Annotated in this window: 11 protein-coding genes and 1 pseudogene; 3 read left to right on the top strand and 9 right to left on the bottom strand. The window is 67.7% G+C overall.

The window, feature by feature from the left end; all coding sequences use genetic code 11:
- Positions 1 to 3: 3 nt before the first annotated feature.
- Positions 4 to 770: pseudogene (locus BST42_RS24105) on the top strand (SCO6745 family protein).
- Between the two features lie 56 nt (positions 771 to 826).
- Positions 827 to 2089 carry a serine/threonine-protein kinase gene (locus BST42_RS24100; protein ID WP_083121841.1) on the top strand — a complete coding sequence of 421 codons (1263 nt, stop codon included), beginning with the start codon at positions 827 to 829 and terminating at the stop codon, positions 2087 to 2089.
- A 30-nt stretch (positions 2090 to 2119) separates the two neighbouring features.
- On the opposite strand, the gene BST42_RS24095 is transcribed toward BST42_RS24100, so the two are convergent.
- Positions 2120 to 2473, bottom strand: coding sequence for a hypothetical protein (locus BST42_RS24095; RefSeq protein WP_083121875.1), 354 nt, complete (start codon positions 2471 to 2473; stop codon positions 2120 to 2122).
- 241 nt (positions 2474 to 2714) lie between these two features.
- Here BST42_RS24095 and BST42_RS24090 point away from each other — a divergent pair, with 241 nt between their 5' ends.
- Positions 2715 to 3086: a hypothetical protein gene (locus BST42_RS24090; RefSeq protein WP_083121840.1), complete on the top strand. Its 372-nt coding sequence runs from the start codon at positions 2715 to 2717 to the stop codon at positions 3084 to 3086.
- Here BST42_RS24090 and BST42_RS24085 read toward each other — a convergent pair.
- From BST42_RS24085 to dprE1, 8 genes are all read right to left on the bottom strand, one after another.
- On the bottom strand, positions 3083 to 4582 hold the full coding sequence (locus tag BST42_RS24085; protein WP_083121874.1) for an APC family permease: 1500 nt from the start codon (positions 4580 to 4582) through the stop codon (positions 3083 to 3085). The two genes, BST42_RS24090 and BST42_RS24085, sit on opposite strands and share 4 nt — an antisense overlap.
- A gap of 65 nt (positions 4583 to 4647) precedes the next feature.
- Positions 4648 to 5271: a hypothetical protein gene (locus tag BST42_RS24080; RefSeq protein WP_083121839.1), complete on the bottom strand. Its 624-nt coding sequence runs from the start codon at positions 5269 to 5271 to the stop codon at positions 4648 to 4650.
- 89 nt (positions 5272 to 5360) lie between these two features.
- A complete protein-coding gene (locus BST42_RS24075) occupies positions 5361 to 8573 on the bottom strand; it encodes an arabinosyltransferase domain-containing protein (RefSeq protein ID WP_083121838.1) in 3213 nt (1070 codons plus the stop codon).
- Positions 8570 to 11839 (bottom strand): arabinosyltransferase domain-containing protein, encoded by a 3270-nt coding sequence (locus BST42_RS24070; protein WP_083121837.1) that lies wholly within the window; start codon positions 11837 to 11839, stop codon positions 8570 to 8572. Before BST42_RS24070 ends, BST42_RS24075 begins: the two co-directional genes overlap by 4 nt.
- A 76-nt stretch (positions 11840 to 11915) precedes the next feature.
- On the bottom strand, positions 11916 to 15155 hold the full coding sequence (locus BST42_RS24065; RefSeq protein WP_083121836.1) for an arabinosyltransferase domain-containing protein: 3240 nt from the start codon (positions 15153 to 15155) through the stop codon (positions 11916 to 11918).
- A gap of 2 nt (positions 15156 to 15157) precedes the next feature.
- Positions 15158 to 16969 carry a galactan 5-O-arabinofuranosyltransferase gene (locus BST42_RS24060; RefSeq protein WP_083121873.1) on the bottom strand — a complete coding sequence of 604 codons (1812 nt, stop codon included), beginning with the start codon at positions 16967 to 16969 and terminating at the stop codon, positions 15158 to 15160.
- Positions 16970 to 17013: 44 nt separating this feature from the next.
- A complete protein-coding gene (dprE2, locus tag BST42_RS24055) occupies positions 17014 to 17793 on the bottom strand; it encodes a decaprenylphospho-beta-D-erythro-pentofuranosid-2-ulose 2-reductase (protein WP_083121835.1) in 780 nt (259 codons plus the stop codon).
- A 19-nt stretch (positions 17794 to 17812) separates the two neighbouring features.
- Entirely contained in the window at positions 17813 to 19213 is a 1401-nt protein-coding gene (gene dprE1, locus BST42_RS24050) for a decaprenylphosphoryl-beta-D-ribose oxidase (protein WP_083121834.1), read from the bottom strand.
- Between the last annotated feature and the right edge of the window lie 7 nt (positions 19214 to 19220).

Raw genomic sequence — 19220 nt, 5'->3', positions numbered from 1 at the left:
CGCATGAGCGATATCGACGTCGAATCGATCCGGACCGCCGGGGCGGCCATCGGCGAGGCCATCAGCGTGTTCATGCTCAACCCGGACACCTTCGAGAAGAGTCTCGCGCCGGCTATCCGGACCCGTTCGCCGCGTACTTCGCGGGCCGCGGCGGCGTCCTGGGTGATGCGACCGGCACCACGGTCACCGCGGTGTTCGCCGTCTTCGAACCCAACCTCGCGCGGGCGTGTTGGGAGAACGGCGTCGCGGTGCACCCCGCGTCGGAAAGTTGCCGGCTCTACTGGGATCAGCTCGCCGAGTTCGGCAGGACGTACCTCGCCGGGGCCGAGGGACTGGAGCGCATCGCCGAGTTGGGGGAGAAGGTCATCGCGGACGCCCCCGAACCCGGCCTGCCGCTGTATGCGGGCTGGCGGGCCATGCCGCTGGCCGACGACGCCCCGGCACGCGCTCTGCAGGTGATGATGGTGCTGCGTGAACTGCGTGCCGCCGTGCACTTCAACGCCCTGACGATCTCCGGGCTGAGCCCCGTCGAGGCGCACATCCTCAACCACGGCACGGACTACGCCGCGTTCATGGGGTGGCAGCCGCCGTTCGCCGACGCGGCGGGCAAGAAAGACGTCTACGACCAGGTCGAGGACCTCACAAACCGCCGGATGGCGCAGATCTACCACTCCGCACTGACGGCGGCCGAGGCCGACGAACTGGCCCGGTTGAGCGTGGCCGCCCTGGCGGCGTTGAAGGCCAGCGCACCGGCACCGGTCGGCGCCTGACAACGGTTTGCTGCTTTGGTTCGATGGCGGACCCCGCCACCCCTTAAGATGCCTCAATGCCGTTAGCTGACGGCCAGATCGTCGCGGACTACACCGTCTTGCGGACGCTGGGCGCCGGAGGGATGGGCGAGGTGTACCTCGTCCAGCATCCCCGGCTGCCCCGGCACGACGCGCTCAAGGTGCTCGGTTCCGCGGTCAGCTCCGACGACGAGTACCGCAAGCGGTTCAACCTCGAAGCCGACATGGTGGCCACGCTGTCGAGCCGGCACATCGTGACGATCTACGACCGGGGCGAGTTCGACGACAAGCTGTGGATCGCCATGGAGTACATCGACGGAACCGACGCCTCCCGGCTGCTCGCCGAGCGCTATCCGTACGGGATGCCCCCCGCCGAAGTCGTGCGGATCATCACCGGGGTCGCCGAAGCCCTCGACTATGCGCACGGCCGCGGACTGCTCCACCGCGATGTCAAACCCGCCAACATCCTGCTGGGTCTGCCCGGCACCGGCGACGAGCGAGTCATGCTTGCGGACTTCGGAATCGCCCGCTGGATGGGCCAGTCGAGCGATCTGACCGGAACGAACATGACTGTCGGAACCGTCGCCTACGCGGCCCCTGAGCAACTCAAAGGTGAGCAGATCGACGGTCATGCCGATCAATACGCGCTGGCCGCGACGGCATACCACCTGCTGACCGGCATGCCTCCGTTCCAGCACACCAATCCGGCGATCGTGATCAGTCAGCATCTGAGTGCCGACCCGCCCGCCATCGGCGCCAAGAGGCCCGAACTTGCTTGTCTGAGCCCGGTTTTCGCCAAGGCGCTGGCCAAGGATGCCGGCAAGCGCTACACCCGCTGCATCGATTTTGCGCGGGCGCTGGAGCAGGGCATCGGCACAGCGGAACGCCAGACCGGCGCGACCGATGTGACGAGTTCCGCGCCGGTGTCCGGTGCCGCCGCGAAGGCCGGTGCGGGCCGCCACGCCAAGCCGGAGTCCGGTATGTCGCGCCGCCGGCTGCTGATCCCGGCGATCCTGGGTGCGGTGGTGATCATCGCCGGTGCGGCCGCAGGCGTTTCGCTGCTGTTCGGCCACCGCGATCTGCACGCCTCGGCCACGACGCGCACCACGCCGCCGCCGCCCGCCGTTTCGAGCCGGATGGATCTGCCCGTCGTGGTGATCGGCGCGAACTGTGCTGTCCTTGGCGCGGCCGCGGTCAGTGAGAAGGGCGCGCCGGCCTACTGCGCGCACGCGTCCGCGGGCACCGGTCCGATCGTGTGGTCGCTGCAGCCCGAGAAGCTGGCGACCGGCGGCGCAGGCTAGCGCCGCCGGCCGGCCAGATCGCACGGCGGGTTACAGCGGAATCCACTGCCCCAGGAACCAGAAGCCCCAGCCTGCGCCGTTGCCCGCCGGCATCGGCTGGACCCACTGTCCGTTCCAGTTGAAGGGCTGGTGGTCTTGACGAGCCTGATCGACGTTGCGATGCTGCCAGTCGCCCGGCCCGTTGTTCTGGTTGTCGGGTCCGTTGTTCCAGTTGTTGTCGTGCCCGTTGTTCCACCCGTTGTTGGGGCCCTGGCAGTTCTGCGGGCCGGGGCCGCCGCACTGGCCGGGGTCGGCGCTCGCGGTTCCGATACCGAGCCCGAACAGTCCGGCCGCACCGATGCCGACCGCCGCGGCCGAGGTGTAGACCAATCGTTTGAGATTCATCGTCATATCCGTTTCGTTGCTCGAGTTGCGCTTGCGGTGACGACGTTATGGACCGGGGATTTGTGCCAGCTGTGACACGAATTGGCGCGCGCTGAGGGAGTCACAACGTATCGAAAACGGTTCGGTATCAGCGACTTTGCCCGATATCCAGGAGTTCGCGAGTTTGTTGACAGTCGACTCTACGAAGTTCTGGTGTTGTGGCGCATGGCTTTTGCCGACGTCAATAGTTAGACATGTCACTATGAACACAGGTATCCGGTCGGTGTGTCTGGTCGCGTCCGTTTCAGCGCTGGTGGTCCTGGGCGCGGTCGCCTGCGGATCCAAGGGAGCCACGGGACCGACAACCGTCACCGTCACGTCGACCCCGACCACGACGACCACAACTGCCGCTTCCGCGACCCATCACCAGTACAACACCGGCTCCGGCGGCGGAGCGCAACCGCCGCAGACAGTCACTGCGACTCAAGACCCGCAGACCGTGACCAATACCGAAACAGCAACGCAGACAGAGACATCCGTCGCCACGTCGATCGCAACCGCGACCCAGACCGTCACGGTGGCGCCGAACCGGCCATTCGGGCCGAACGGCTTCGGCAACCGCAACGGCGGCTAAGTGCGTTCTCTTGGTAGCGTCTCGCCGCGGAAGAAGGCCGGAGCCTTGAGGTTCCACAGGATCATCAGCACCACACCGAACGCCAGGCTGAGCACGCCGACGACGAACGCGGTGCCGATGCCGAAAAGGGAGCCGCCGGAACCGGTGCTCGGGTCGGCCATCAGGTACGCCTCGACAACACCGACCGGGATCAGGATCAGCGCACCGATACCGGGCAGGATCACCTGACCCATCGCCGTCCGCCACGACCGAAAAGCGGTGCGCCAGAAGTACACCACCGATGAGATCGCCACCACGGAGTAGTACGTCATGATGGCGATACCGACGCTGTAGACCGAATCCGACACCACGCTGTCGCTGACCACATCCAGCACGCAATAGATCACCAGACTGGTCAGGCCGATCACCCACGTCGCGTACTTGGGCGTCGAACTCACCTCGCTCACCGAGGCGAACCGGTCCGGCAACGCCTTGTAGGTCGCCATCGACAACAGCCCGCGAGCCGTCGGCATCACGGTGGACATCGTCGCCGAGAATGCGGACAACCCGACCACCAGCGCCGCCAGCATCGCACCGCGTTCGCCGATCGACTGAGTGGCCAGTGTGGTGAACACGTCGTCCACGTTGCCCTCGTGAGTCAGGCTCGTGTCGCTGTTCGGGTCGATCCCGGCGAACGCCAGCGCCGCGACGGAGAAGATCACGTAGGTGGCAACCGTGATCAGAATCGCGGTGACGCCGCTACGGCCTGCGTCGGCCGACGTTCCGGAGGTCTCCTCGGACATGGCCAGTGAGGCGTCGAACCCCCAGAAGATGAAGATGGCCACCAGGAAGCCGCCCAGCAGTCCGCTGAAGTCGTGAATTGCGAATGGGTTGAACCACTCCCAGGAGAACGACTCGGCGCTGGGGCTCTGCTCACCACGGAATACCGGGATGATCATGATGATCGCGAACAGCAGCAGCCCGCCGTACTGGACGATCGTCAGGATCAGCGTGGTGCGGGAGGATTCCTCGGCCCCGCGGGCCACCAGCCATGTCGTCAGCAGGATGAAAGCCGTTGCGACGACGATGTCGAACCACACCGGCGAGGAGTCCATACCCACCAACACCGCGGCTGCGTTGGTCAGGATGCCGGCGGCCCCGACACCGGCCAGGATCGACGACAACACCAGTGCGAATCCACCCATCCAGCCGATGTGCGGTGCGATCGCCTTGGAGCCCCAGGTGAACACGGTGCCGGCGTCGGGGGCGGCGTCGGTGAGGTGCTTGTAGGCCAATGCCACGAAGTACATCGGGATGACGGCGATGATGAAGACGATCGGGAGCTGATAGCCCGATTCCTCCGCGCCGTGCCCGAGCGCACCGGTCAGCGAATAGGCCGGGGCGGTTGCCGCCAGGCCGATGGCGACCGCGCCGACGAGGGAGACCGACCCTTTCTTGAGGCCTTTGGATCGCAGGCCGTGCATCAACGGATCGACGATTGCTGCGTCTTCAGCCATCAGCGGATTCTGCCACCGCAGATGCCGGACGAGCACCGTTACGGCGGATCCGAACCGCCGTCGGGTCAGTGCCCGGCGACCGCCTTGGTGGCGGGCCTGCCGGAGTGGCCGAGGCCTGACCCGGGCCGGTGGGAATGCCGTTGCGGTGCCGCGGCTTTTCGGAGGCCTGACGTCCCGGTGATCTTCCGGTCGGACCGCGAGGCGGCCCGCACCGAGCGGTGCGATGGGGTTGCGGACGCGGAACTGCTGGGCTGCGAGCGCAGGCTGGTCACCCAATTACGCACGGCTGCAAGCGCACCGGCGACCATGCCGATCGGGATTCCCACAATCGCCCCAACCACGCCGACCACCGGTACCAGCGGGGTGAGCGCCGGGCCTATCACCGGAATCTTGTTGAGCACGTTGAGGGCGACCAATCCGGTGCCGATGTAGCCGAAAATCAAGCCGGCACCGGCGCCCGCGAGCACACCGCCGGCCACGTTGGGCAGACCCGGACTGACGCTCGCCTGGGTGGCCGCCGGCGCGGCCACCGGTAGGGCCGCAAGCTGAACGACCTCGACGGAAACCAGCGGAATAATTGTGGCGGCCGGTGTGAGCGGCTCGGCTGTGGTGGCGGCGAACATGACGGTGCCAGCACTGATCGCCGCCACCGCGGCGATCACCGGTCGACTCCTGAAGATGTGGTCCATGAATCGACCTTGGCGCCACCGAACCGCGGGGATCTCAGTACTGCGCTACTGCACTTCCGGAGGGCAGGAGCGTAGCGACCCGGGAAACGCTACGGCTTGATCCGGATGGGTCCCGGCTTCCACAAGCCGCTGCGCGTTGCCGTCCCCAGGTCGATCTGCGCGGGCTCGGCCGGGACCACCGTCTCGAACCGGCGCAGCGAGCCCCAGTCGCGTCCCCAGTCGTGCGACAGGTAGGTCGACATGACGTGCGCGCGCAGCAGGAGGTCGGTGATGCCGAGCAGGCCGCCGTTACGGCCGTCTTCCCAGGTGTCGGTGTCCTGCTTCTTGGCGGTGTAGTCCGGGGTGATCCGGAACTTCGGCACCTCGGTGACACCGTTGGCGTGCAGCATCGGCTGCTGGCATGGGAACGCCAGGCCCACCGCCCAGTCCATCAACACCGGCTGCGTGGAACCGACGAACTCCTGAACCGACCGCAGCTCGGGGACCCGCGGCGGAGTCACGGCCAGCCAGTCGCCCTGTGACAGCGAGCGGTCCTGCGCGACGATGCGCACGGTGGTGGCATCAGCCGGGATCGCCGAGCGGGGGTAGCGCAGGTTGCGCCACGACGGTGCCGGGCCGAGATCGTAGGGGCTGACCCGCCCGGCCGGCACGGGGGCGCCGTCGGGTCCGGGCTTGCCGTATTCGAGCTCTACGGTCTGCCCGTCGGTGAAACCGTTGAGCACGCTGATGCCGGCGATGGTGCCCGCGGCGGTGACGACGACCAGTGGATGTCCACCGTCGTTGGGCGGCAACTGATACCACGCGGAGGTCAGCGTGGCGTCCTGCTGCGGGCCGACGAAGTAGCTGCCCGCGATCGGAACCCGCGCCGGGTCGAGGCCGTAGGGCAACGGCACGGTCGAGCCGTTGACACCCGGCGTGTCCAGCTTGATCGGCTGATCCCAGTCGTAATCGGTGCCGGGTTGCGGGTTCGTCATCCGGATTGCCTCGGCCACAATGTGTTCCGGGACGCCGCTGGGCGTGAAGCCGACCGGGTTGGTGCCGCCGAGCGGCCCCAGCGGCCCGTAGTCACCCGGCAGCGGGGTGAGGAATCCGGCGTTGGCGTCCGGCTCCACCAAGACGTCGTCGGCCAGTCCGCACCCGCCGGAGAACGAGCGCAGGTTGGCCCAGGCGTTCGAGTAGGTCGGGTACTGGCGCACCACGCCCGCCGCCATCGAGGCGACGAACACCAGGACCATGAAGCCGGCGGCAACCGGGATCGGCGCGGTGGTCAAAGCGCGGGCGATGCGGCCCTCGCCGTGGTCGCGGGTGTTGAAGTGCAGCCAGATCGTGTAGATCGCCGACATCGCGAACAGGGCGAAAAATATTGTGCTGACCGTGATCCCGGCGATCCTCGGCATGGCGTTGTTGAACGGCGCGCCGTAGCTGGACACGTACCACCAGCCGTTGGTGGTGGCGAAGCACAGCGCCAGCAGGAAGAACACCGCGGTGACGACGGTCATCCGGTTGCGCGACCAGCGCAGCACCGCCGGCGACGCCAGCACGGTGGCCAACGCCGCCATGGCCGCACCGACCGCGGCGAACAACCCGAAGTGATGCACCCACTTGGTGGGCGTGAACATCAGGAAGAACATCGTCGCGAAGATGACGCCCATCAGCCGCCACGCCGGGCCCCGGGCCACGCCGGGAACTCGCTTGCGGCGCAACATGATGAACATCGACACGAACAGTGACAGCGCGGTCATCAGGAAGCCGAACCGGCGTGACAGCGAGCCGTCCACGGTCGGCAGGATCAGGTAGTAGTACCGCAGGTTCTCGGTGTACCAGGCCTGGCTCGGCCCGATATCGGTGCGAATCCTGGTGGCTTCCAACACCGTTGCGAATGTCTGGTCGGCGAAGACGACGGTCAGGATGATGGTGCCCGCGGCCAGCAGCGGCAGCACCAGCGGCCAGGTGCCCACCACCGCACGCCTGCGCACCAGGATCCGCAGGATCGGCCGGCCACCGGCGATCAGCGCGGCGACGGCGATCAGTCCGGTGGGCTGGATACCGAGGGTGAACGCCGCGCTCACGATGGCCAGTGCCGCCGGGGTGAGCCGGCCGGAGATCACTGCCCGTTCGATGAGTACGTAGGTGATCAGAGCGCCGGTCGCGATCTGACCCTCGGGGCGCAGGCCGTTGTTGAACGGCATCCACGCCGCCATCAACACCAGGCCGGCTGCCCACAGCGCGGGCCGGCTGGCGATCACGGCGGGACCCAGTCGCGGCAGCACTTCGCGGGACAGCAGCAGCCAGCAGACCAGCGCACAGATCAAGTCCGGCAACCGCATCCAGATGCTGGCGTCGCTGACGTGAGTCATCAGTGCCAGCACGTTGTAGAACCAGCCGAACGGGTCCTCCGGGCTACCGAACCAGCGGAAGTAGTTCGACATGTAGCCGGCGTGGTCGGCGACGCGGGCCATCTGGAGGATGTAGCCGTCGTCGGAGGAGTTGGCTCCGATCACATGCCAGATCAGGAATCCCGCCACCACGGTCACGTCGACTGCGGTGAAGGTGCGCCAGCGCTGCGGAATCCAGGAGTGCATGCGGCGCCCGTCGAGGCGGTCCAGCCGCCACAGGGCCACCAGCGCGATCACCGTGGCGGCCATCGCCAGCAGCATCGCGGCCAGCTTCAACACCGTTGGCGTGGTGGAGAACCGGGTGTCGATCGTCGCCGAGACGGACAGCCCCGGCGGCGCCGGGCCGACCAGATCGGTGAACACCCCGACGATCGCCGGCCGCAGGTTGGGGTCGGCGAACCCGCTGCGCAGGTCCTTGCCGGTGGTCGGGTCGTTCAACCCGACGAAGGTGGCGAACGTGCCGTCGGTGGTCGAGGTGATCTCGATGCGCTGACACTGCGCGGAGACCGCCCGCGCGCGCGGCACGCTCGCGACCACCACGTTGCGGTCGGTGATGTCGACGCGCTGGGCGTTGACGTTGACGAACAGCGAATTGAGCGCCGCCTCTTTGCCTTTCTGCGGCGCGAGCCCCAGCACCATGCCGCCGGCGGGCGGCATGGACCGGATCACGTCGCAGGGGACCGTGGCCGTCAGCGACACCGGTGCCTGCGAGATCAGCGGGGCGGTGACGTTATTCAGCTGACCGGCCTGCGGCCAATTCAACGTCGCGGTGGTCTGTTCCACCGGCAGCAGCGGAGTCAGCACCGACAGGACGAAACCCACCAGCCCGGCGACGGTGGCCACCCAGCGGGTGATCCGGACATCGCCGGCGGCGTCGCGGGCGTTGGCCGCGAGAGTCTGTGTCATGGCAGTGCCCTGATCGGTCCGCTACGGCTCCACCCGAATGTCGTCTTGGTGCCCTGGTCGATGACGGCGTTCGGCGCTTCCGACGACGGCACCAGCCGGATGTAGCGCTCGATCGCACCCCAGTCGCGGTACCAGTCGTCGCGCAGGTACGTCGGGACGGTCGCCGTGGTCAGCAGTCCCTGGATGAACAGGAACGGCCCACCGGCGCGCGCGGATTGCCACATATTGCTCGACACCACCACCTGCTTGAGGTTGGGCAGGATCCGGTATTCCGGTAGTTCGGCGACGCCGAGGTGTTCGGAGAACGGGCGCTGGCACGGGAAGTTCGCGGCGGTGGCGATGTCCATCATCACCGGCGTCTGCGAGCCGAGGAACTGCTGAGCGGTCTCCAGGACAGGCACCCGCGGCGGGGTGAAGCCGAACCACTGGTCGGTACTCAGGTTCGGGTCGTCGGCGACGATGCGCGCGACGTTGGCCTCCGGCGGCGCCCACGAGAGCGGGAAACGCAGGTTGCGCCAAGCCTTTTGGGCGATCACATCGATGGGTTGCACCGCGTTCAGCGCCTGGAAGCTGCCGTCCGGCCGCTGCACACCCCATTGCAGCTTGAGCGACTGTCCATAGTTGAACTGTCCCTCCTCGTCGTAAAACCAGATCGCGCCCGCGGCGGCGACGGTCACCAGCGGCCGGTCCGGTGTGCGTGGCGGCAGCTGGTACCACGCCGACGTCGCCTTGGCCGCGACGGTGTTCTCCTTGTAGCTGCCCATCACCGGAGTGGTCTTCGGGTCCAGCCCGAACGGCAGGAACACCCGCGAGCCGTTGACTCCGACCGGGCCATACCCGCCGCCGGTGCCTGCGGCGAAGGCGATGCCCGCGTTGGGTTTGTTGGGCGACCCGTCGGAGTTGACGGTGCCGGGGTTGGCGACGAACGGCTCGGCAGGCTCCAGGGTGTCGCTGATGCCGTTCGGGGTGAAGCCGACCGGATTGTCGCCGCCGAGCGGGCCGTACTGACCCCACTTCTGGCCTGGAACTGGTTGCAGCATACCGGCATTCGGGTTCGCCTCGACCAGAACGTCGTCGGCCATCGCGCAGCTGGCGTCGGACAGGCCCGACTTCAGCGCGGACAGATTGGCGGCGGCGGTGGTGTAGGCGGGATACCGCTGCACGAAGGCCTTGGTCATCGAGCCGACCTCGAGCAGCACCATGATGATCGCGAAGACCAGCAGCGGAGTCGACGCCAGCGCCCGGTTGCGGCCGGTGTTCTTGACCTCGGTGTGCCCGGCGTAGTCCATCCGGAAGTGCAGCCAGCCGGCGGTCAGGCCGGACAGGATCGCCAAGCCCAGGAACATCGTCGTCACGGGCTGGTGGGCGATCACCGGCTGACGGTCGAACCAGGGCACGCCGTAGTTGCCGACGTAGAACCAGCCGTTGGTGCCCGACGTCGCCCACGCCAGTACGAACAGCAGGGCGGTGACGTACAGGGCGAGGTTGCGTCGGTTGTGCAAGCCGACGCGGGCGAAGGCGAACGCGGTGACCGCGCCCAGCGCCCCGGCCAGTCCGGCGAACGCACCGAACTGCACCGCCCACTTGGTCGGGGTGAAGTGCAGCAACAGCAGGCCGATCGCGGTGCTGCCGAGCAGCCGCCACACCGGGCCGCCTGCCACCCCGGGGACGTGGCCGCGGCGCAGCAGCACCGCCAGCATGCCGAACAGGCACAGCATCATCACCAGGACCGCGAAGCGGCGGGTCAGGGAGCTTTCCGAATTGTCTTCGACGGTCAGGAAGTAGTAGCGCAGGAAGTCCTGGTACCAGGCGATCGTCGGGCCGACGACGTACTTGATGCGGGCGGATTCCGCGACGGCCGCCAGGGTCTGGTCGCGGAAGACGACGACGAAGATGACCGACAGCGAGGCGGCGAGCGCGGCCAGCGGCGCCAGCAGGCCGTCGGTACTCCGCCGGGCTTTGATCGCCCGAGCGACGGCACGGGCGCCGACGAGAATCGGCGCGATCGCGATCAGGCCCTGCGGGGCGAGCGTCACGCTGAAGACGGCGACGACGATAGCCAGCGCTGCCGGAACCAGCCGCCGGGTGGCGATGGCGTTCTCCACCAGGATCCACGCCGCCAGTACGCCGAACGCGATCAGCGGTTCGGGTCGCAGTCCGTTGTTGAACGGCAACCAGGCCGCCAGGAACACCGCACCTGCGGTCCATACCGTCACCCGGTTGAGCGACAACCGCCGGCCCAGCCGGGGCAGGACGCAGCGGCTCAGGATAAGCCAGGTGCCGATGCCGGCGATCGTGGCGGGAAGCCGCATCCACACTCCGGCGGTGCTGATCGCGGCGAGGTGGGCGAGCACCGACTGGTACCAGTCGAAAGGCGCCTCGGTGGCCCCGAAATAGCGGAAGTAGTTGGCGGTGTAGCCGGCCTCGCCGGAGACCCGCGCGATGGTGAGGTTGTAGCCGTCGTCCGAGGAGATGGCGCCGACGAAATGCCACAGCAGCAATCCGCCGATCACTCCGATATCGGCCACCCAGGTGGCGACTCCGACCCGCAGGAAGCGCCGCCACGCGCCAGGCAATCGCCGGCCTGCCCGCCGGTCCAGCACACCGAGGGCGACCACCGACGCCACCACGCAGGCGATCCCGAGCACCATCACCGCGATCTTGAGTGCGCTGGGGCGGGTGATGAACCGGGTGTCGATGTCGATATGGGCGCTCAGACCCGGCTGCGCCGCGACCTTCAGGTCCGTGAAGATCCCGGCGATCTGCGGCTTCTTCTCGGGGGCGAGCGTGCCGGTGGCGCCCGGGATACCGACGAAATCGGCGCCCACTCCGCCAGGCCCGGCCCAGATCCGCAGTTCGCGGCAGCCACCCGCGGCGATGGCCGGGCGGGGCGCCACGGCGGCGACGGTGTCGCGGAACGCGACGACGACGGTGGCGGCGTTGGCACGGACGAACAGCCCGTTACGGCTGGAGTCGATGCCCGCCGGCGGGATCGTCGAGAACACCAGGCCGCCTTCGGCGGGCAGAGTGGCGATGGTCTGGCAGGGGATCGACACCTCGAGCGACTGCGGTGCGCCCGACACCAGGGGCGCAGTGATGTCGCTGACCAGGCCGTCCGGGCCGGGAGCCTGGGGCCACTGGATGCTGGCGGTGGTCTGCGTGACCGGCAGCAGCGGCACGACGCCGCACAGCAGCACACCGAGGATCCCGGCTACGACGGCGACGAGCCGGGCGATCCGGTTGGAGTCGGCTCTGTCGCTTGGCACGAGGCTCGATGGTAGGCGACGAAGGTGTGTCGGTTCGGAAGGCCTGCGGGCGCCACCGCGAATCGACAGCCGAATGTTAGGTAGGTCGCAGTGGCGCCGGGCTCCACAGCCCGCTGCGAGTGGCGGTGCCGAGATCCAGCCGCGCCGGCTGGGCGTCCGGATAGAACGGGTTGAGCTGCTGCAGGGCGCCCCAGTCCCGGAACCAGTCGTCACGCAGATAAGTCGGCACCGTGACCGCGCGGTACAGCAACTCGCTGATGCCGAGCGGGCCGCCGCCGATGTTGTCCATCACCGGCGAGTTGGCTTCGGCGCCGAACCGGTCCGGCAGGATCCGCCACTTGGGCGGTTCGATGACGCCGTACTGATGGCCGAACGGCCGCTGGCAGGGGAACGCCAGTCCGACAAGCCAATCCAGCAGCACCGGGTCCTGCGATCCGACCACGTCCTGCAGGCTGCGCAGCTTGGGGATGCGCGGCGGGGTGATCGCGATCCAGTGCTGGGGTGCGAGGTCGTCGTCGGTGGCGACGAGACGGATGTGGGTGGCGTCGCGCGGGATCGCGGACAGCGGGGCGCGGAGGTTGCGCCACGCCGGTGCGGCGCCGACGTCGCCGAACAGCACTGTGCCGCCCGACTTGCCTTCGGCGGCCTGTTGGTCGGTCGCCCACTGCGCCTGGACCTCGTCCTGGTCGAATCGGCCCGCGGCCGCGACGACCAGCAGCGGGGACGCGGCCCAGTCGGCGGGCAGCTGGTACCACGCCGAGCGCAGCACCGCGGGCTGCTGGACGCCGGGGCGCCAGCTGCCCATCACCGGGGTGCGGGCCGGGTCGAGGCCGTAGGGCAGCCGGGCGCGGGATCCGTTGACGCCGGCCGCCAGCGTGGTGCCGCCTTCGGTCCCGGCCTCGCTGCTGGTGACCAGGCCGTCGCTGTCGACGAAGCTGCCGCCACCGGGTGGCTCCATCACCGGGTCGGCGGAGACATCGGCGGGGATCCCGTTGGGGGTGAAACCTTCGGCCGTGGTCGCGGCCAGCGCGTCGCCGACCGACACGCCGACGATCGGGGTCAGCGTCCCCGCGTTCGGGTCCTCCTCGACCAGGACGTCGTCGGCCAGGCCGCACGTCTTGCCGGTCAGCGCCTGCAGGTTCGAGCGGCCGACCGACCAGGCCGGCCACTGTTCGGTCATGCCCAGCGTCAGCGACAGCACCTCGAAGACCACCAGCAGCCAGGCCATCGTGGCCAGCGGCGAGCCGATGAAGCGTGACCACCATCGGGCGCGCGTGGGTCCACCGTTGTCGCGGCCGGAGAAGTGGAACCAGGCCGCCAGCAGCAGGACCAGGATGGTCAATCCGAGCAGCATGGTGGTGAACCCGAAGTGCCACTCCGGGAACTGGTTCGACCACGGCACACCGAAGTTCGAGACGTACCACCAGCCGTTGACACTGGCGAACGACAGCGCGGTGATGAACAGGACTGCGGCGGCGAAGATCGCCCGGTTTCGTCGGGAACGCAAGACGTGCGCCGTCACCGCGACCGCGGCCAGCGCACCCAGTGAGCCGGCCAGCCCGGCGAACACCCCGAAGTGGTGCGTCCACTTCGTCGGGGTGAACATCATCGCCAGGAACGAGATGATCGTGATCCCGATGATGCGCCGGCTGGGGCCCGCGGCGGTTCCGGGGATGTGGCCGCGGCGCAGAATCATCGCCACCGACACCGCCAGCGCGACCAGTAGAGCGAGCACCGCGAAGCGTCGCGCGACCGAGCCGTCCGGGCTGGCCATGAACAGCCGCTCGTAGCGGATGTGTTCGTCGAACCAGCTCAGGCTGGGGCCGACGGCCGACTTGAGCATGTTGGCGTCGAGCTCGCCGACCAGGGTCTGGTCGCGGAAGATCAGGATGAGCGTGACGGTCCCGGCGGCCAGGATCGGCGCGAGCAGCGGCAGCAGGCCGAACTGCCGGGATCGTCGGTGCAGGATCGTGCGCAGCGGACCGATCGCGACCAGCAGCGCGCCGATCGACGCGATGCCGGTCGGGCCGGAGAACAGCGTGAGCGCCCCGATGATGCAGGCGAACGCCACGGGGAGAAGCCGGCTGGTGGCGACGCCACGCTCGACCGAGCACCAGGTCAGCAGGATGCCCAGCGCGATGATCGGCTCGGGCCGCAGGCCGTTGTTCAGCGGCAGCCAGAACGCCAGGAACATGCCTGCAGCGGTCCACACGGCAGCGCGGCTGGTCTTGACCGCATGGCCGAGCCGGGGGATCACCTCACGGCTGATCAACCACCAGCACACCAGGGCCATGCCCAGGGTCGGCAGCCGCATCCAGTCGCTCGACGTCGAGACATGCGCCCATAACGCCAGCAGGTCGTAGTACCAGCCGAACGGTGCTTCCGGGGTGCCGAACCAGCGGTAGTAGTTGGCCATGTAGCCGGCGTGCTCGGACACCCGGGCCATGGTCAGGATGTAGCCGTCGTCGGAGGTGTTGGCGCCGACGAACTGCCACCAGACCAGGACGGCGAGCACCAATCCGTCCAGGGGGGTCACCGACCACCAGCGCGACGGCAGGAAGCGCCGCTGCCGGACACCGTCGGCGCGATCCATGACGTGCAGCGCGCCGAGGGCGACGATGGTCAGCACGACGCCGAGCACCATCGCCGCCATCTTCAGTGCGGTCGGGGCGCTGCTGTAGCGGGTATCGATGGTGGCGTGCACACTCAGCCCGGGCGGTGCCGGTCCGGACAGATCGGTGAAGATGCCGACGATCTGGGGCCGGAAGTCGTAGCCGCTGCGTTCGCCTGCCAGCGGCTTGCCGGGAGCGTTGCTTTCGGCGCCCTGGGTGAGACCGACGAATTCGGCGGTCACCCGGTCAGCGTGCGCGGTGAACGTCAGCTTCTGACACGCCGGGCTGAGCACCTGGCTCAGCTTGGCGACGACGACAGGGGTGTTGCGGACCACGACCACCAGGTCGTCGTTGGCGCGTTGGATCAGCAACCCGCGGTCGACGGCCTTGGGTGCTTGTTTGGGAACCGTGGACAGCAACACCGTCTTGTCGGGGCTGTTCAGCCCGGCGGCCGCGCTGCACGGCACATCGATGCTCAGATCGGTTGCCACGTAGCTGATCAGCGGCGCGGTGACGCTGTTCAGCACCCCGTTCTGCGGCCAGTTCAGCTCTGCGGTGGTTTGCTTGACCGGCAGCAGCGGCGTGAGGATCGCCAGCGCGGCGCCCAGCAGACCTGCGATGACAGCGACAAGACGGGCGGTCCGGTAGTTCGCCCGCGTCTCGTTCACGGAGCTAGATAGTAATTGGCGGTCCGGGACGGCCATCGCTACGGATTCCGGATGGCCACAACGAAGGGCCCGATCGTCTTGACGGTGAAGTGCGGTCCGCTGAACAGGTTGACGTCGAAGTCGACGGTGTAGCGCCGCACGTTGGGCTGGTTGGGGTAGACGTCCTGAGCCAGCCGCAGGGTGTAGGTGTCGTTGGCGCCGCGGCGCATCAGGAACACCGTCGGGGGCTGCCACGGCAGGGTGTCGAGCGCGTGGGCCAGCTGGTCGGCGTTCTTCAATTCAGCCCAGGATTCGATGGCCGCCGCCCGCTTGTCGAACTCGGCTAACGGGTTGGCATAGTGCGAGGTCAGGCCCTGGAATCCGTAGTACGGGTAGTAGGACAGGAAACTGTAGTCGGCGGTCAGCACGACGGTTTCCTGCCGGGGCCGGCCGGTGATCTTGGTGATAACGGCGTCGACTTCGGCGTAGTACTTTTCGGCCCCGGGTGGTCGCCGGTCGCCGCGCTGGCCGTAGCCGTCGGTGTCGGTGTAGGCGACCGTCAGATCGGGGCGCAACACGTCGGGGATGTCCTGGCTGAAGCCGACAGCCCCGATCAATCCGATGGCCGCCGCCGCTCCGATGACCGTGCGGTTGGACCGGGCGGCGATCGCCAGCGTCACGTCGATGAACCCGAACACCCCGGCCGCCGACAGCAGAACGGTCAACGTGGGTTGCAGTCGGAATGACAGCAGCGTGGTGCCGAGCAGCGTGGTCAGCATGGATAGCATCGACCAGCCGTAGACGGTCAGCACGCCGATCCCGAGTGCGGCCGCTCTCGTCGACGATCGTGCCCGCCATACCAGCCACAGCGTTCCGAGCATGCACAGCGCTCCCAGCAGGGAGAACTGCAACATCGGAAAGGTGAGGACCGCGCCGTCGGCGGGCAGGTAGTGCTGGGCGCTGCCGGTGTCGCTGAGCGGATGCCGGACGGCGTGCAACAGGAACGGCAGCCAGGTGACGGCGGCGATGGCAAGGGCGATGACACCGGCGACCATGAGCCGCAGCAGCGGCTCGGCGCTGCGCCGCGCGATCGCCACGATCAGACCCATCACCACGACCGTGAACGCGGTGTAGCCGACGAGCAGGGTATAGAAGGTGGCCGAGACGCCGAGGAACACTCCGACGCCGACGACGGCGGCCCAGCCGCCCTGTCGGGGTCCACCGCGCAGTCCCGACCACGCCAGCACCAGGACCGGCGGGATGAGGACGGTGATGATCGCGGCGTAAGGCTCCGGCGAACTGTAGGCCAGGGTCACCGCGGTGGTGGCGACGGTGACGATCAGGGCGTACTCGAACCGAATCATGGCCGACCACAACGTCATCGCGAGCACGACGGCGATCGCGATCGAGACGATGGCCCACGGCTTCAACATCTCCCAGCCCGGGGTCCCGGTCAGGGCGGCGATGCGCCCGCCCAGCCAGAACCAGCCTGGCGGATAGAACGGCGGCAGACCGATATAGGTCATGTCGTGCAGTGCCGGGCTCTGCGTGAGACGGGTCAGGTACTCGGTGCGGAACTGTTGGTCGACGGAAATGCCGAACAGATAGAGGCGGGTCGCGCCGAGCGGCATGCCGAGGGTGACCACCGTGAACGCCGCCAGGAACACCGCCGCGGCGATCCGGGCGATCCACTCATAGCCCCGCCGCCAGACGAATCCGGTGCCAAGCAGCAGGACCAGGCACCCCACCTGTCCGACGGTGGTCAGTGCGTGCAGTTGGTTCGACGACGGGAAGGCCGGCCACTGCACCCGGGAGATCGCGATCAGCGCGATGGTCGAAACAGCCACGGCTGCAACGACTGCCACAACCATCTGGCCCACGGTGGCCAGCGCGCCCTTGGACACCGGGCGGCCTGCTAGATCGGCAGCTTGCGGAAAATGGGGCGTGGGATGTGCCGGATCACGGACATCAGCACCCGCACCTGGCCGGGCGCCCACACCAGGGTTTTGCCCTTGGCCGCCGAGGTGACCGCCAGTTCGGCGACATCCTCGGCGTTGACCGTGAACGGCGCTTCCTTGGCGCCGGTGGCTTTCCAGTGCTCCAGCGTCGTGGTGGTGCGCACCTGGCCGGGACGGATGACGAGGACGTGAACCCCGTACTCGCGCAGGGCTTCTCCGAGTCCGAGGTAGAAGCCGTCCAAGCCGGCCTTGGTGGAGCCGTAGACGAAGTTGTTGCGGCGCACCCGTTCCCCAGCCACCGAGGACATCGCGATGATCTGGCCGAAGCCCTGGGCGCGCATCTTCTCGCCGATCAGCACGCCCACCGAGACGGCAGCGGTGTAGTTGATCTGGGCGCTCAGGACCGCCTTCGACTGGTTCTGCCAGAGCTCCTCGGCGTCGCCGAGGATGCCGAACGCGACGATCGCCACATCTACATCACCCTTGGCCCAAGCCTTTTCGATGACGTCCGGGTGGCTTTTGGTGTCGAGAGCGTCAAAGTCGAGATACTCGACCGAACTGGCGCCGGCGGCTTCCAGCTGGGCGATGGCGTCGTCACGCTTGGGTGCGTTCGGCAGATCGGCCAGAATGATCCGGGCCTTGGCGTTGCGCAGGTAGCGCTTGCAGATGGCGAGGCCGATTTCGGATGTTCCGCCCAGCAGCAGGATGGTTTGCGGATTGCCAGTGGCGTCGATCATGTCTGTGGGGGATGCCTTTCTACAGCAGTTCGAGTCGGCGGGCCATGTCGGAGGCGAACACGCCGTCCGGATCAGCCTTGCGGCGCAGTGCAATCCACTCGTCGATCCGCGGATACATGCGATGGAATTTCTCGGCGCTCACCCGTGAGTCCTTGGCGGTGTAGACGCGTCCCCCGAATTTCATGACTCGATCGTCGAGCTCGTTGAGGAATCCGTTGACACCCGGATTGTTCGGGAAGTCCATGGCCACGTTCCAGCCGGCCATCGGGAAGCTCAGCGGCGCCGGGTTGCCGGGACCGAAGAGCTTGAACACGTTCAGCGCCGAATAGTGGCCCTGGGTTTGAATCCAGCGGATGATGTCCTTGAATTCGTCCAGCGCGTCCGGCGGCACCAAGAACTGGTGCTGCGCGAAACCCGCTGGGCCGTAGGCGTATTGCCATCCGGTCGTGATGTCCAGCATGTGGTAGAACTGCGTCAGATTGACGATCTTGTTCTGGTAGTTGCCGCTGACCCGATAGAACGCCTCGCCGACAAGGCTCAGTGACAGCTTGTTCATCACGCTGACCGGGAACAGGTTCGGCACCGCAGGCAGCTTGGGCGCGGTGAACTGCAGCGGATTCTTCGCGAGTTTGTCCGGCAGCTGGTCCAGTCGTGCCAGGCTGCCCCGGCTGACCGCGGCGCGCCCAAGCTTCGGCGGCGGATTGATCAGATCGAACCAGGCGCTCGAGTAGGTGTAGTTGGCCTCGCTGCCGTCCTGGTGGACCGCCACCGTCTCGTCCAGATCAGCGGTGGCGATGCCGTCGGCGATGAAGTATGCCGTCTCGGTGCGCGTCATCGCGATGCGCGCGCGAATCACGATGCCCGTCAAGCCATTTCCGCCGACCGTGGCCCAGAACAACTCGCGGTCGGGGCCCTCCGGCGTCAGGGTGTGAACCTCGCCGTCGGCCATCAGCAGGTCCAGCGACAGCACATGGTTACCGAAACTGCCTGCGCTGTGGTGATTTTTGCCGTGGATGTCGGATCCGATGGCGCCCCCCACGGTGACCTGCCGGGTGCCTGGCAGAACCGGCACCCACAGTCCGAACGGCAGCGCGGCCTTCATCAGCTGATCGAGGCTAACCCCGGCGTCCACGTCGGCCACCGCGGTGTCGGCGGACAGCGAGTGGATCCGGTTCAGCCGGGTCATGTCGACGATGATTCCGCCGCCGTTGCAGGCCTGGTCTCCATACGAGCGGCCGAGGCCGCGTGCCACGATCCCGCGGCGCAGATACGACGGGCTGGTGGAATCGGCGTCGGCGACCTGCCGGACGGCGTCGGCGATCACCTCCACGTCAGGAGTGGAGAGCACCTGTGCCACGCTCGGCGCAGTTCGGCCGAATCCGGTCAGGGAACGCGGCGTGAGGGGAAGTGCGGTAGCCATATCAGTG

Origin of the sequence: Mycolicibacterium rhodesiae (assembly GCF_002086695.1) — a bacterium.
GTDB classification, from domain to species: domain Bacteria; phylum Actinomycetota; class Actinomycetes; order Mycobacteriales; family Mycobacteriaceae; genus Mycobacterium; species Mycobacterium rhodesiae.
The sequence above is the reverse complement of the archived record's forward strand: the minus strand, read 5'-3'. Positions and strand labels throughout refer to the sequence as shown.

Excerpts from the sequence above, each read along its gene's own strand:
- BST42_RS24100 (WP_083121841.1), top strand. The coding sequence starts at position 827 with ATGCCGTTAGCTGACGGCCAGATCGTCGCGGACTACACCGTCTTGCGG.
- BST42_RS24095 (WP_083121875.1), bottom strand. The coding sequence starts at position 2,473 with ATGAATCTCAAACGATTGGTCTACACCTCGGCCGCGGCGGTCGGCATC.
- BST42_RS24090 (WP_083121840.1), top strand. The coding sequence starts at position 2,715 with ATGAACACAGGTATCCGGTCGGTGTGTCTGGTCGCGTCCGTTTCAGCG.
- BST42_RS24085 (WP_083121874.1), bottom strand. The coding sequence starts at position 4,582 with ATGGCTGAAGACGCAGCAATCGTCGATCCGTTGATGCACGGCCTGCGA.
- BST42_RS24080 (WP_083121839.1), bottom strand. The coding sequence starts at position 5,271 with ATGGACCACATCTTCAGGAGTCGACCGGTGATCGCCGCGGTGGCGGCG.
- BST42_RS24075 (WP_083121838.1), bottom strand. The coding sequence starts at position 8,573 with ATGACACAGACTCTCGCGGCCAACGCCCGCGACGCCGCCGGCGATGTC.
- BST42_RS24065 (WP_083121836.1), bottom strand. The coding sequence starts at position 15,155 with ATGGCCGTCCCGGACCGCCAATTACTATCTAGCTCCGTGAACGAGACG.
- BST42_RS24060 (WP_083121873.1), bottom strand. The coding sequence starts at position 16,969 with ATGGTTGTGGCAGTCGTTGCAGCCGTGGCTGTTTCGACCATCGCGCTG.
- dprE2 (WP_083121835.1), bottom strand. The coding sequence starts at position 17,793 with ATGATCGACGCCACTGGCAATCCGCAAACCATCCTGCTGCTGGGCGGA.
- dprE1 (WP_083121834.1), bottom strand. The coding sequence starts at position 19,213 with ATGGCTACCGCACTTCCCCTCACGCCGCGTTCCCTGACCGGATTCGGC.